Raw genomic sequence first — 12945 nt, 5'->3', positions numbered from 1 at the left:
GCCGTTCGCCCGCGGGGCGGACGACGGGCCGCGGGTGGCCGACGGGAAGCCGGAAAAAAACCTCCCGGTCGCGGCAACCCTTTCCCGTCCTGCGGCAACCAAGAGGCGAAACGATTCCCCTCTTGCAAGGAACGAGCATGACTGCACGAGCCGAACAGCGCGTCTCCCACCGCCGCCGGACCGGCAGAAGGCGGGCGGTGATCGCCGGAGTCTCCGCGCTCGGCATCACGGGGGCGGCGGTCGTCACCTCGACGATGCTGTCCACCGCGAGCGCCGCCTCCTCGTGGCCCAAGGACACCGGCGGCAAGCCGGTGTCGAAGACCGTCCCGGTCTCCGGGGTCCTCGACGGCGGCATGAAGAAGTACTACGGCACCGGTGATCTGGGCGGCGACAGCCAGGACGAGGGCCAGGACCCGATCTTCGAGCTGGCCGACGGTGCCACGCTCAAGAACGTCGTCATCGGCACCCCGGCCGCCGACGGCGTGCACTGCAAGGGCAGTTGCACACTGCAGAACGTGTGGTGGCTGGATGTCGGCGAGGACGCCGCCAGCTTCAAGGGCAAGTCGTCGTCGGCGCAGTACAAGGTGATCGGCGGCGGCGCGAGGAAGGCCGAGGACAAGGTGCTGCAGTTCAACGGCGCCGGGACGCTGACGGTGAGTGGCTTCCAGGTCGAGGACTTCGGCAAGCTGGTGCGCTCCTGCGGCAACTGCAAGACGCAGTACAAGCGCACGATCGTGCTGAAGGACATCGACCTGACGGCCCCCGGCAAGTCGATCGTCGGCATCAACACCAACTACGGGGACACCGCCACGCTGTCGCAGATCCGCATCCACGGGGACAGCAAGAAGAAGATGAAGACCTGCACCCGCTACCAGGGCAACAACACGGGCAAGGAGCCGAAGGACCTCGGCTCCGGCGCCGACGGGAAGTACTGCAAGTTCTCGGACTCGGACATCACCTACAAGTGACCCGGCCGGGCACCTGACCGGTCCGGGCGGCGGTCCTCACAGGACGGAGTCGAGCCAGGCGTACACCTCGTCCTGCATCGCGTCGTCGAAGACGTGGCCCCTGTCCGGCCACGTCTTCAGCCGCAGCCGGTCCTCGGCGCCCTGGGAGCGCCAGACGGCACGCAGCCTGTCGTAGGCGGTGCGCACCCCGTCGGCGGGGAACAGGGCGTCGAGCCCGCCGTGGAAGAAGAGCATCGGCCGGGGTGCGGCGATGCTCGCCACGTCGGGGATGTCCAGGTGCCGGGCGAGCCCGGGGTGGAGCATGTGGAACGCCGACTGCCCGCGCAGCGTGTTGTTCCCGGGCACCATCATCTCCTTCAGCCCGGTCATCCAGCACACGCTCGCCGCCGCCGCGACGTGGTCGCTGAGCGCGGCCACCTGCCAGGCCCGGTAGCCGCCCATGGAGAAGCCGAGGGCGGCTACCCGGCGCGCGTCCACCCGGTCGAGGCCGGCCAGGAAGGCGGCGGCCCGCTGGTCCTCGCGGGCGTGGAGTCCGGCGAGCGAGGAGCCGAGGTGGAAGAGGTTGCTCGCCAGTTCCTGCTGCCGCTCGTAGACCAGCGGCCCCCGCTCCCCCCAGCCGAGGGCGTCCAGGCAGAGCACCACATGGCCGCGCCGGGCGAGTTCGTCGCCGACGAAGCGCCCGGCGAAGTACCGCTCGGCCCACTGTTCGGCGGAGGCGAGCCGGGTGTCGTCGTACCAGGGCCTCACGCCCTTCTCCTTGCCGATGTCGAAGCGGGAACCGTGGTCGTGCAGGAGCAGCACGGCCGGGAAGGGCCCGGCGCCCCGCGGGGTGAGCAGGGCGCCGCGGACCCTGCCGTACCGGGTGAGCGAGAGCTCCACGCACTGGCGGGTGCAGCCGTCCCCGTCCGGGCCCGCGGTGAACTCGGGCGCGTACGGTGTGCCGTCCTGGTCCGCCACGACGAGCAGTTCCCCGACCTTGTCCCGGGCCGCCCGCCGCCACGCCGGGAAGTCCCGGACGGGTGAGGTGCCCCAGGCCAGCGGGAACGTCAGGTCGTCCTTGAGCGCCGGATGGAGGCCGGGCGGGCCGGGCGGGGCGGGGGTCATGTGCCGGTCCGGGGGTGCCAGTCGCCGAGGTGGCTCTCGCGGGTGTGGGCGGCGGCCTGGGCGCGGGTGAGCTGGGGCCGGTTCTCGGGGACGGTGACCACGGCGCCGGGACCGGAGTTGCGGTACTCGGCGAAGCGCTGGTCCTGCCAGGGGTGACCGCTCGCCATGTCGGTGTACGGCGCGACGGCGTCGATGCCGGGGCCGAGGTGGGTGTCGCGGACGGTGAGCATCGGGCGGGCGGTGGGGTCGGAGCTGGGCACCCAGGGGCGGGCCAGTTTGTAGTGGCCGTCGGGTGCATCGCTGCTGATCCTGCTCCGTGTGACGAGGTAGCCGCGCGGGTTGGCGCCGGCCGTGGAGGGCGCGAAGACGAAGCCGTGCGGGGCCCCGGCCAGGTCCGGGCGGATCAGGGCGCGGAAGTGGCAGTGCGCGAAGACGGCGGTCGCCCGGCCGAACACGAAGTCGACGTCGCCCTCGGCGTAGCAGTGGGAGAAGTACTGGCGGGCGAAGGTGCCGAGCGCCGCGGAGTCCGCGTACAGGGTGTCCTGGTGGCCGAGGAACCGGCAGTGCGCGAAGGCGCTGCGGTCGCCCTGCACCTTCAGGGCGACGGCCTGGGTGCCGCTTGTGCCGGGATGGTCGGCGCGCAGCCAGTCGTTGGCGAAGGTGATCCAGCGGGCGGTGAAGCCGTCGGGGCGCACGGTGGTGGTGGCGGAGCCGGAGGTTCCGTGGTTTCCGGAGCCGTCCGGTTTCGGGGTGCCCGCCGCGTTGTCGTACACGATCACGACGTCACGGGGGCTTTGCGAGGCGCCGATCCAGGTCATGTCGGTGCGGTCGGCGGCCACGGACACCGTCTCCCGGTAGGTGCCCGGGGCCAGGACGAGGACGCGGCCGGTGCCGGTCGCGGCGGTCACGGCCGCCTGGACGGAGGTGAAGTCACCGGCGCCGCCGGGGTGAACGTACAGGGTTCGGGGGGTCAGGCGGTCGGCCGGCGAACCGTACCGGCCGAACGGGCGGCGCGGGTGGGAGGCCGCCCGGGCGGGCGCCTCGGCCGCCAGGGCCGGCGCGGTGGCGGCCACCGCGCCGGCCAGCAGCAGACCCCTCCGGGACACGGGCAGCGAGGAGGGCATGCGGGGCTCCTTCGGTACGGGGAGGACCGGGGCGGGCGCGCGCCACAGTGGGGGTGGAGCGCGCCCGCCCCGGCGAACGGGGGTGCGGGGGTGTCAGGGGGTGTCAGCCGATGCGGCCCGCTCCCGCGCCGAGCTTGACCAGCGCCGGGACCGCCTGCGCCGGGTGGACGGCGGTGCGCAGGGTGGGGGTCCAGCCGGCGCCGGAGCGCAGGGGCGTCCCGGGGTTCTCCGCGTTGTGCAGGCCGATCAGGTCGGCCCGCTTGCCGTTGACGCGGTTGTTCCGGTCGGTGAGCGGCGAGTCGTTCCACCGCTTGAGGATCTTCGCCGGGCTGACGCCCTCGGCCAGCGTGAACGCGTTGTGCTCGGCGACGAGCTGGGACTCCTTGCCGACGCCGAAGCTGTAGCCGTAGCCCTGGCCGGCCACGAAGTGGTTGTTGTAGACGTCGACCTGTCCGAAGCGGACCCGCGGCGCGCGCTCGACCAGCTTCGAGAACAGGTTGTGGTGGAAGGTCACCTTCAGCCTGCCCCGGTCGCCGACGGCCGTGGACTCGCCGTCGCTGTTGCCGATCAGGATCGTCTTGTCGTGCTCGGTGAAGACGTTCCAGGAGGCGGTGACGTAGTCGGCGCCCCGGACGATGTCCAGCTCTCCGTCGTGCTGCTGGTACAGCATCCCGAAGTGGGTGGGGGCCTCGCTGTCGGGGTGGTCGCCGTCGGTGAAGGTGTTGTGGTCCAGCCAGACGTGGGTGGAGCCGTACACGACGGCGGTGTCGTACTCGGAGTTCCAGTTGCCCCGGTCGCCGTCGGTCGGGTCCCACTGCGGGAAGCAGTCCACCGGGCTCTCGAGGGTGAGGTTGCGGACGATGACGTTGTCCACGCCCTTGATCTGCAGGCTGGCGCCCTTGAACCCGGCGTTCCGGCCGACGCCGATGATCGTGGTGTTGGCCGGGATGTTCGCCTTGATGGCGGTGTCCTGGCGGGCGGCCGAGGCCCTGCGCAGGCCCTCGGGGCTGTCGTCGGGCTCGTCGGCCAGGTCCTGTTCCAGGCCCCAGGTCTCGGGCGCGTACGCCCCGAGGTAGTCGTCGAAGTCGTAGCCGGGGGCGGCGAGTGCGTCGCAGCCGTCGGAGACCGCGTCGATCGTCCCCCGCACCTTGATGATCTTCGGGGCGCTGCCGCCGGCCGCCAGGGCGGCCTTGAATCCGGCCCAGTCGCTGACGGTGTGAACGTTCTCGGCGGTGGCCGCGGCACCTCCGGTGGTGCCGGTTCCGTGGGACGCCCAGCCGTCGTTCGCGCCGAGCGTCTGCCGGGCGGCGTCGCGGGTGTGGCCGGGGTGGTGGCCGGAATGGGCCTGGGCGCCGGTGCCGGCCAGGGCCAGCACGAGGGCGGTGCAGCCGGCCAGCGAGGCGGCTCTCGCTATGGCGTGCCCATGCCACGTCGGTCTGTTCATGGTGCGGCTCTCCCTTTTCTCGTTCCTCGTGTGTCTGTGGCGCCGGTGTGTCTGGTGCCGGTGTGTCTGTGGTGAAGGCGTCAGGCGGCGGCGTCAGGCCAGGTGATCCAGGACTCGGGGATCGCCTCGTCCAGCCGGCGCACGTCCCGCGGAGCGAGCACCCGGGTGCGCAGCAGCTCCCGGGCGACCAGCCGGGCCACGGCGATCGCGCCGGGCGGGTTGAAGTGCGTGTTGTCCTGCTCGGTCGCCGTCCAGTTGAAGTACTTCTTGGTCTCCTCGACGCCCAGCTCCTGCCACAGCGCCAGCGACAGGGCCTGGACGTCGAGCAGCGCGACCCGCTCCTCGTCGGCCAGCGCCCGCATCGCCGCCGGGTACGCGCCGTGGCTCGGCACGGCGTCGCCGGCCGGGCCGAACCTCCGGCGCTCCACGGGGGTGGCCAGTACGGGCCGCGCCCCGCGGGCCCTTGCCCCGGCGACGTACAGCCGCAGGTGCTCCCGGTACGTCGTCCAGGGCTCGGTTTGACGCCCTCTCCTGCCCGAGGGCAGGAGATTCCGGTCGGTACCGCTTCGCGGTACCACCTCGGGTTCCTGTTTCACAGGCCACTGCCGACCGGTGAGGGTCGGTCTTACACGGCCTCCGCAGGCCTGACTTCCCGCCCGTCCGGCGGTAGGTCCGACAACTCCGTCGTCGGACAAGGCGATCTTAGCCATGCCGCCGCGCCCCTTCGGGCCACTACGGGCAGGATGCCCTACACCTCCACCCTGAAGGGTGGAGCACTGGGCAAGTGTTCGGTAGCGGCTCGGGTCGGTGGCCTTCTCGTCGTTGTGCGCGAACTGGATCAGCAGGAGGTCATCGGGCCGGATGGCGTCGAGGACGGCGTCGAGCCGCCCCTCGTCGACGAAGCTCTTCGAACTCCGTCCGTTCACCGCGTGGTTGGCGACCACGAGGTCATGGCGGAGCAGGAAGGGGAGCGCCGTGCCCCATCCGGTCTCCGGTGCCGCGTCGGCGTACTTCTGGGCCGCGGTGGAGTCCCCGGCGATGTGGAGGGTGCGGGGCCGGGGCCGTCGGGGCGCGGCCTGGGCGGTGCCGGTCACGGTGAGGGCGAGGGGGAGGCCGAGTCCGGCGGCGGAAACCTGTCGGCGGGTGAGCGACACAAGCCTGTGCCTTTCAGCAAGGGTCCAAAAGAGCGCCTCTCGGGGCGCGGGACTGTACCTGTGTGCGGGCCGGCCGCGCCGCGGGGGCGCGGCCGGGTGCGGGGACGGCCGCGGCCCTCGGCGAACGGGCCGGCGGCCGCCCCGCGGTGACACCCGGAACCGCTCAGGCCATCTGCTCCTGCCACTCGGCCTGGGCCTCGTTCAGCTGCTCGGCCAGGTTGTCGAGGAAGTCCTTCGCGCTCATGTCCCCGAGCAGCACCTTCTGGAAGTTCGGCTCGTTGTCGGCCTTGGAGATGGTGTTCCAGTCCGGCAGGTAGTACGGCAGCTGGACGATGGTCGTCGACCCGTCGCTCAGCGCGTCCGCGGCCAGCTTGGTCGGCTCCGCCTTCTGGATCCAGTCGTCCTTGGCGGCGTCGAGGTTGGCCGGCACCTGTCCGGCGGACTCGTTGAACTTCGAGTTCGCCTCGGCCGAGACGGCGTACTCGATGAACTTCCAGGCGGCGTCCTTGTTCTTGGAGCTCTGGAACACGCCGAGACCGTCGACCGGGTTGGAGACCTGGACCCGGGCGCCGTCGGGGCCGGTGGGCTGCGGGATGCCCCGGAACGCGTCGTCGCCGAGCGCCTTCACGTGGTCCTGGTACGAACCGAGGTTGTGGTGGAGCATCCCGATCGTGCCGGAGTCCCACTGCGCGACCATCTTGGTGAAGTCGTTGTTCAGGTCGGCGGCGGGAGTGACCTTCTTGAACAGGGCCGCGTACTTCTCCAGGGCCTCGACGTTCTTCGGGTCGTTGACCGTGCTCTTCTCTCCGGTGGAGTCCCAGAACGTGGTGATGCCGGACTGGCCGTACATCGCGTCCAGGGCCTGGGCGATGGAGCCGGCGCCGCCGCGGATGGTGTAGCCGAACTCGTTCTTGCCCTTGTTGCTGAGCTTCTCCGCGGCCTTGAAGAAGCGCTCCCAGCTGGTCGGTTCCTCCAGGCCCGCCTTCTCGAACAGGTCGGTGCGGTAGTAGAGGACGCCGTTGTTCGCGGAGGTCGGGACCGAGTACAGCTTGTCGTCACCGCCGCCGGCGGCGCGCAGCGACTCGATCATGTCCTTGTTGAGCTTGCCGTCGAGGGGCGACTTGCCCAGCCGGTCGTCCAGCGGGGCGAGCGCCTTCTGGGCGGAGAAGCCCGCGAGCATCGACGCGCCGATCCCGCCGACGTCCGGCAGGCCGCCGCCCTGGAGGGCGGTGTCGACCTTGGACTGGTACTCGGTGGCGGCGATCCCGACGTACTCGACGTCGATCTCCGGGTTGGCCTTCTCGAAGTCGGCGATGATCTCCTTCCAGATCGCGGTGCGGACACCGCCGTTGTTGTCCCAGAAGGTGATCTTGCCCGTGCCGCTGCCCTCGGCACCCTTGTCGCCGCCGGCTCCACTGCCGTCGTCGCCGCAGGCGGTGACGGTCAGCGCGAGCACGGCGCCCAGGGCGACGGCGGCCGACGTCCGGCGCCGGCCCGTGCTGCTTCTGCGATTGCTGATCTTCATTGGTCGGCTCTCTTCTTCTGGTTCGCTTCTGGTTCCGACGGGGTGTGCGGGTGGGGGGCGTCTCGCGGTCGTCCGGTGGTGCTCAGCCACGTGGGGCGGCGTCGGTAAGCGCTTGCCGTGGAGGTGCGTCGTTGCGGCTCCCGGCAGGCTCACGGGGAGGGGTAGTTATGAAGGGTGGTTATGCGGCGCTGATCCTGAACTGCGTGAAGGTCGCCGTCCCGGCGTGCCCCTGGCCCGTCGGGGCGAGGGCGACCAGGCCGAGCAGGGCGCCGACCCAGCGCCACGGGGTGGCGGCGAAGGTCTGCCCGGAGGGGCGGAAGCCGTCCCCGGTGTCGTACGAGAAGCGGCAGCGGGCACCGGCCCCGGCCTCGATCCGCAGCCTCGCCCGGCCCTCGGGGACGAGCCGTGGATGGTCGGCGTCGCGTTCCCTCTCCGCCACCGTCTCGGCGAACCGGTGCACCAGGTGCGCGGTGCCGTCCGGTCCCCGCTGGAGCCCGATCCAGCGGTAGGCGTCGCCGAGGACCGCGAGGCCGGCCCGTGCCCCGGGCTCCCGGCTGTCGAGCCGCAGTTCCACCTCGACGGTGCACGGGGTGCCGGGCAGTCGCTGGGTGAGCACGTTCGCCAGTCTGCGCAGGTCGTGCGCGTCGGCGGTGCGCACGCAGGTCAGCCGCAGCCCGTCGGCGGAGTGCTGGGTGGCCCAGCCTTCCTGGGGGTTCGCGGTCCACTGCCACTGGCGGCCGTGACGGCCTCCGGGGAAGTCGTCGTCGGTGGCGGGTGCCGCGGCCGGCTGCGCGGGCAGGTCCGGCCTGTGGTGCCCGGCGACCGGCGCGCCGGCGTCCCCCAGCACCGGCCAGCCTCCCGCGGACTCCCAGTGCATCGGCTGGAGGTGCACGACCCTGCCGTACGCCCCGCGCTGCTGGAAGTGCAGGAACCAGTCCTCGCCTGACGGGGTGCGCACCCAGCCGCCCTGGTGGGGGCCGTTGACGTCGGTGTCCCGCTGCTCCAGGACGACCTTCTCCTCGTACGGCCCGAAGAACCCGCGTGACCGGAAGGCGCCCTGCCAGCCGGTCTCCACTCCCCCGGCGGGCGCCAGGATCCAGAACCAGCCGTCGTGCCGGTAGAGCTTGGGGCCCTCCAGGGTGAACCAGCCGGGGATGCGGTCGCCGTCGACGATCACCTTGCCCTCGTCGAGGAGTTCGGTGCCGTGGGGATGCATGCGGTGGCCGGTGAGCCGGTTCTTGACACCGGAGCGGGACTTCGCCCAGGCGTGCACGAGATACGCCTCGCCGCTCTCCTCGTCCCACAGCGGGCACGGGTCGATCAGGCCCTTGCCGGCCTTCACCAGGTGGGGGCGGGTCCAGGGGCCCCGGATCTCGGGGGCGTTGACCTGGAAGATGCCCTGGTCGGGGTCGCCCCAGAAGATCCAGAACCGGTCGTCGTGGTGGCGCAGGGCCGGCGCCCAGACCCCGCAGTCGTGCCGGGGAGCCGTGAACTCGCTCTCGGGTTCCAGCCGTTCGAGGGCATGGCCGACGAGCGTCCAGTTGACCAGGTCGCGGGAGTGCAGCAGCGGCAGTCCGGGGACACGGCCGAAGCTGGAGGCGGTGAGGTAGAAGTCGTCGCCGACGCGGATCACGTCGGGGTCGGACCAGTCGGCGTTCAGGACCGGGTTCCGGTAGGTGGCGTCCGTCGGCGCGGCACTCATGGGCTCACCGCCTTGCGGACCAGGGCGGCGGCGTCGTCCCGGCCGAGCCGTCCGTCGGCGACGACGGTGACGACGCGGCGGACCACCGTCTCCCCGGGCGGGATCGGCAGCCGTTCGTCGTGGGCGAGGGAGGAGCCGACGCCGGGGTACTCCGCGGTGCGCACGAACCAGGGGTCGCGGCGGGTCGGTGCGGTGGCCCCGGCGAAGACCAGCGTCCAGCGGGTGCCGGCCAGGGCGAGCCAGTCGGCCCGGTGGCCGTGCACCGCGGCCTCGCCCTCGGTGGAGGCGGTGAAGACGTCCGGTGCCGTCGCCTCCTTGCGGGCCCGCCAGAAGAAGCCGCCGTAGGCCGCGCCGGGGCGGCCGTTGGTGGCCGGGCTGCCGATGGAGAGCGGGAGCCCGGTGGCGTTGGTGAGGGAGAAGGTGAAGTCCAGCGCCCAGGCGGTGTCGGTGAGTTCGGTGGCGGTGACCGTACGGCGCTCCCGCAGCAGTTCGCCCGGTGCGGCGATCCAGCGCAGTTCCTCGACGAAGCCGTCGGGGTCCCGCAGCTGGAAGGAGGTGTGCCGCTGGGCGCCGTGGTTGTCCAGTTCGGTCGGACCCCGGTCGCGGACGTAGGTGCGTCCGCCCCAGAAGTTGTGCCCCTCGACGTCGGGAACGGCGACACCGACGCCGAGGTGGTGGGTGTGGTCCGCGGGGGACAGTTCGGTGACCGCCGTGCCGGCCAGGGTGGTGACGGGGTGCAGATAGGGGCGCGGGGAGAGCCTGCGGGGCAGCTCGGGCCGGGAGACGTACCGGCCGACCGGCCGCCCGGCGACGCGCAGGACCGTGGAGTCGTTGCTGGTCATCGGGTGTTCACCTCTTTCGGCGGGTGCTGTGCGGAACGCTGGGCGGGCGGCGCCCAGGGGGCGCCGAGTTCGGAGTAGAGGGACAGGGTGTCGGCGGCGGCCTCGACGAGCCGGTCGACGCCGGGCACGACCCGGCGGTTCTCGCCGGGGACGCGGTGCCAGGCGCCGTCGGGCAGCGGGGCGGGGTCGGGGGCCCGCCGGATCGCCTCGACGACCTTCATGAAGGCGCCGGTCGCGTCCGGGGGGACCAGCAGGGGGGCGCCGGTGGTGAGGTGCGCGACGAGGTTCTCCAGCAGATCGGTGCGGTCGAAGTGGAGTTCCTCGGGACCGTGGCCCGCGCGCTGGACCAGGACGCGGTCCTGCTTGTACCAGAAGGTGATGCGGCCGCTGGTGCCGTGCACCAGGACGTACGGTTCGCCGGACCGCTCCGCGCACAGGGTCGCGGCGACGGTGACCGGCCGGCCCTGTGCGGTGGTGATCCGGACGCAGGAGGTGTCGTCGGACTCGATGTCGTTGGCGCGCAGCAGTTCGGTCTCGATGCCGGTGACGTCCTCGGCGCGGGTGCTGCCGCCCAGCGCCAGCGCGGTGGCGACGGCGTGGGCGAGCGGGTTGGTCAGCGCCCCGTCGACCACGTCGACGCCGTCCATCCGGCGCCGGCCCGCCCAGGGAGCCCGCCGGAAGTAGTCCTCGGCGCGCACCCAGGCCCCGGCGCCGCCGATCCCGGTGACCCGGCCGATCGCGCCCTCGGCGACCAGTTCGCGGATCGCGGGCACGGCGTGCGAGCCCAGCGACTGAAAACCGATCTGGCAGGCGGCACCGGCCGCGGCGACCCCGTCGGCCATCCGGCGGAACTCGGCGTAGGACGGCGCGGGCGGCTTCTCCAGCAGGATGTGCACGCCCCGTTCGGCGGCGGCGAGGGCGAGGTCGGTGTGGGTGGGGATCGGGGTGCAGACGACGGCGATCCCGGCTCCGGTGGACTCCAGCAGGGCGCCGAAGTCGGCGGACTGCTCGGGAAGTTCGCCGCCGGGCCCGCCCTCCAACTCGTCCTCGGTGAGCGGGGTGAGCTCGCAGACGCCGGCCAGCCGGACGAGTCCCGCCTCCTGGAGCCGGCGGATGTTCTCCAGGTGCCAGCGGCCGTGGCCGCGGGCACCGGCGAGCACGACGGGGATCGGGCGGGACACGGGCCGGGGCGCGGACCGGAACGTGGACTGAGGCACGGTCATCCCTTCACCGCCCCCGCGCTGAAACCGGTGATCAGCCACTTCTGGATGAAGGCGAACACGATCACGACGGGCACGGCCGCGATGATGCCGCCCGCGGCGAGGGCGCCGAGGTCGACGCTGTCCGCGCTCATCAGGGTGTTGAGGCCGACCGGGATGGTCTGCTTCTCCTGGTTGTTGAGGAACATCAGGGCGAACAGGAAGTGGTTCCAGGAGTGGACGAAGGCGAACGAGCCGACGGCGATCAGACCGGGCCGCAGCAGCGGCAGGACGATCACCCGGAACGCCCGCATCCTGCTGCATCCGTCGACCCAGGCGGCCTCCTCCAGGGAGTACGGCACGTTCTTGATGAAGTTGCTGATGAGGATGATCGACAGCGGCAGCTGGAAGACCGTCTCGGCGATGATGACGCTGCCCAGCGAGTTGATCATCTGCAGCCCGGCGAAGATCTCGAACAGCGGGACCAGGAGCAGCGCGCCGGGCACGAACTGGGAGCACAGCAGGGCGAGCATGAAGACCCGCTTGACGCGGAAGTCGAACCGGGCGAGCGCGTAGCCGCCGGCCAGCGCGACGAGCGTCGTCGCGAGCAGGGTGGCGACGCCCACGAGCACGCTGTTCTGGAAGAAGGTGCCGAAGGCGCGGTCCGTCCAGACCTTCTCGAAGTGGACCGTGGTCATCGGCCAGGGCACCAGCGAGGTCGAGCCGGCCGGGCGCAGCGCGAAGAGCAGGATCCAGTAGAAGGGGATGAGCGTGAACAGCAGGTAGATGCCCAGCGGGAGGTAGATGTGCCAGCGGGGCACCTCGTCCCAGGCGCGGTGCCTCTTCCTCGCGGGGCGGCTCGGCGGCTCGGCGGCGGAGCGCGCGGGGGCGGGGGCGGCCGGAGCCGCCTCTTTGGTGATCACTTGCTTTCGCCTCCGAACTTGCTCAGCCGCAGGTAGACGATCGAGCAGAAGAGCAGAATCACGAACGCGACCGTGGTGAGCGCCGAGGCGTAACCGAAGTTGTGGGCGTCGACGCTGGTGTTGGCGATGTAGAGGGGGAGCGTCGTGGTCACGCCGGCCGGTCCGCCGCCGGTCAGGGTGTAGAGCAGGTCGACGTTGTTGAACTCCCACACCGCGCGCAGCAGTGTGGACAGGATGATGGCGTCCTTGAGGTGGGGCAGGGTGATGTGCGTGAACTGCTGGAAGCGGCTGGCCCCGTCGACCTCGGCGGCCTCGTACAGGTCCTTGGAGACGGACTGGAGGTCGGCCAGGATGAGGATGGCGAAGAAGGGGACGCCGCGCCACAGGTCGGCGACGACCACCGCCGAGAAGACGGTGGAGGTGTCCGACAGCCAGCTGGTGCCGTAGTCGCCGATGCCCATGTCGGCGAGGTAACGCGTGATGCCGGTCTGGGAGTTGTAGAGGAGCACCCAGATCGCCGAGGTCAGTACGCCGGAGACGGCCCACGGGGAGAAGACCAGGGCGCGGCCGATGCCCCGGCCGACGAAGGTCTGGTTGACGATGAGCGCCAGCGCGAGCCCGAACATCAGCTGCAGGCCGACCTCGACGAAGACCCACTTGGCGCTGAAGACCAGGGTGTCCCAGAACAGCGGGTCCTCGGTGAAGAGGTGGACGAAGTTGTCGAAGCCCGCGAATCCGTTCCGCCACGGCTTGGTGGGGTTGTAGTGCTGCAGGCTGTAGTAGAAGACGCTGATGACGGGGTAGGCGATGAAGCCCAGCATGAGCAGTCCCGCCGGGGCGATCAGCAGGTACGGCAGTCTGCGCGGCGTGGCGGAGGCACGGCGCCGCCTCGGTGGCGTGGGCGGTTTCGCCACGGCTGCGGCTTGGGCCATGACTGTTCTCCGTTTCTCGGTACGTCGT

11 protein-coding genes are annotated in these 12945 nt (G+C 71.5%); 1 reads left to right on the top strand and 10 read right to left on the bottom strand.

All coding sequences use genetic code 11. From position 1 onward, the window contains the following. Positions 1-137 precede the first annotated feature (137 nt). On the top strand, positions 138-968 hold the full coding sequence (locus ACTWJ9_RS26230; RefSeq protein WP_387037229.1) for a pectate lyase: 831 nt from the start codon (positions 138-140) through the stop codon (positions 966-968). 36 nt (positions 969-1004) lie between these two features. Here ACTWJ9_RS26230 and ACTWJ9_RS26225 read toward each other — a convergent pair whose 3' ends face one another. From ACTWJ9_RS26225 to ACTWJ9_RS26180, 10 genes are all read right to left on the bottom strand, one after another. Next, the gene (locus ACTWJ9_RS26225) at positions 1005-2072 is read right to left on the bottom strand and encodes a dienelactone hydrolase family protein (protein WP_279336732.1); all 1068 of its coding nucleotides are present in this window, start codon (positions 2070-2072) and stop codon (positions 1005-1007) included. Further along, positions 2069-3196 carry a pectinesterase family protein gene (locus tag ACTWJ9_RS26220; protein WP_279336731.1) on the bottom strand — a complete coding sequence of 376 codons (1128 nt, stop codon included), beginning with the start codon at positions 3194-3196 and terminating at the stop codon, positions 2069-2071. Before ACTWJ9_RS26220 ends, ACTWJ9_RS26225 begins: the two co-directional genes overlap by 4 nt. Before the next feature lie 103 nt (positions 3197-3299). Next, entirely contained in the window at positions 3300-4640 is a 1341-nt protein-coding gene (locus ACTWJ9_RS26215) for a pectate lyase family protein (protein WP_387042786.1), read from the bottom strand. Between the two features lie 80 nt (positions 4641-4720). Continuing rightward, positions 4721-5794: a rhamnogalacturonan acetylesterase gene (locus ACTWJ9_RS26210; protein WP_443294835.1), complete on the bottom strand. Its 1074-nt coding sequence runs from the start codon at positions 5792-5794 to the stop codon at positions 4721-4723. A gap of 163 nt (positions 5795-5957) precedes the next feature. Further along, positions 5958-7319: an ABC transporter substrate-binding protein gene (locus tag ACTWJ9_RS26205; RefSeq protein ID WP_279336728.1), complete on the bottom strand. Its 1362-nt coding sequence runs from the start codon at positions 7317-7319 to the stop codon at positions 5958-5960. Positions 7320-7497: 178 nt separating this feature from the next. After that, the gene (locus ACTWJ9_RS26200) at positions 7498-9021 is read right to left on the bottom strand and encodes a glycoside hydrolase family 43 protein (RefSeq protein ID WP_387040023.1); all 1524 of its coding nucleotides are present in this window, start codon (positions 9019-9021) and stop codon (positions 7498-7500) included. Beyond that, positions 9018-9863 carry a PmoA family protein gene (locus tag ACTWJ9_RS26195; RefSeq protein ID WP_279336726.1) on the bottom strand — a complete coding sequence of 282 codons (846 nt, stop codon included), beginning with the start codon at positions 9861-9863 and terminating at the stop codon, positions 9018-9020. The genes ACTWJ9_RS26200 and ACTWJ9_RS26195 overlap by 4 nt, the downstream gene beginning before the upstream one ends. Continuing rightward, the gene (locus tag ACTWJ9_RS26190; protein ID WP_443294834.1) at positions 9860-11086 is read right to left on the bottom strand and encodes a Gfo/Idh/MocA family protein; all 1227 of its coding nucleotides are present in this window, start codon (positions 11084-11086) and stop codon (positions 9860-9862) included. The genes ACTWJ9_RS26195 and ACTWJ9_RS26190 overlap by 4 nt, the downstream gene beginning before the upstream one ends. Beyond that, entirely contained in the window at positions 11083-11985 is a 903-nt protein-coding gene (locus tag ACTWJ9_RS26185) for a carbohydrate ABC transporter permease (protein WP_279336724.1), read from the bottom strand. The genes ACTWJ9_RS26190 and ACTWJ9_RS26185 overlap by 4 nt, the downstream gene beginning before the upstream one ends. Continuing rightward, the gene (locus ACTWJ9_RS26180) at positions 11982-12917 is read right to left on the bottom strand and encodes a carbohydrate ABC transporter permease (protein WP_279336723.1); all 936 of its coding nucleotides are present in this window, start codon (positions 12915-12917) and stop codon (positions 11982-11984) included. The genes ACTWJ9_RS26185 and ACTWJ9_RS26180 overlap by 4 nt, the downstream gene beginning before the upstream one ends. Positions 12918-12945 lie beyond the last annotated feature (28 nt).

Origin of the sequence: Streptomyces sp. GDS52 (genome assembly GCF_052246875.1) — a bacterium.
Taxonomy (GTDB): domain Bacteria; phylum Actinomycetota; class Actinomycetes; order Streptomycetales; family Streptomycetaceae; genus Streptomyces; species Streptomyces cathayae.
This window is presented reverse-complemented; position numbering and strand designations above follow the sequence as displayed.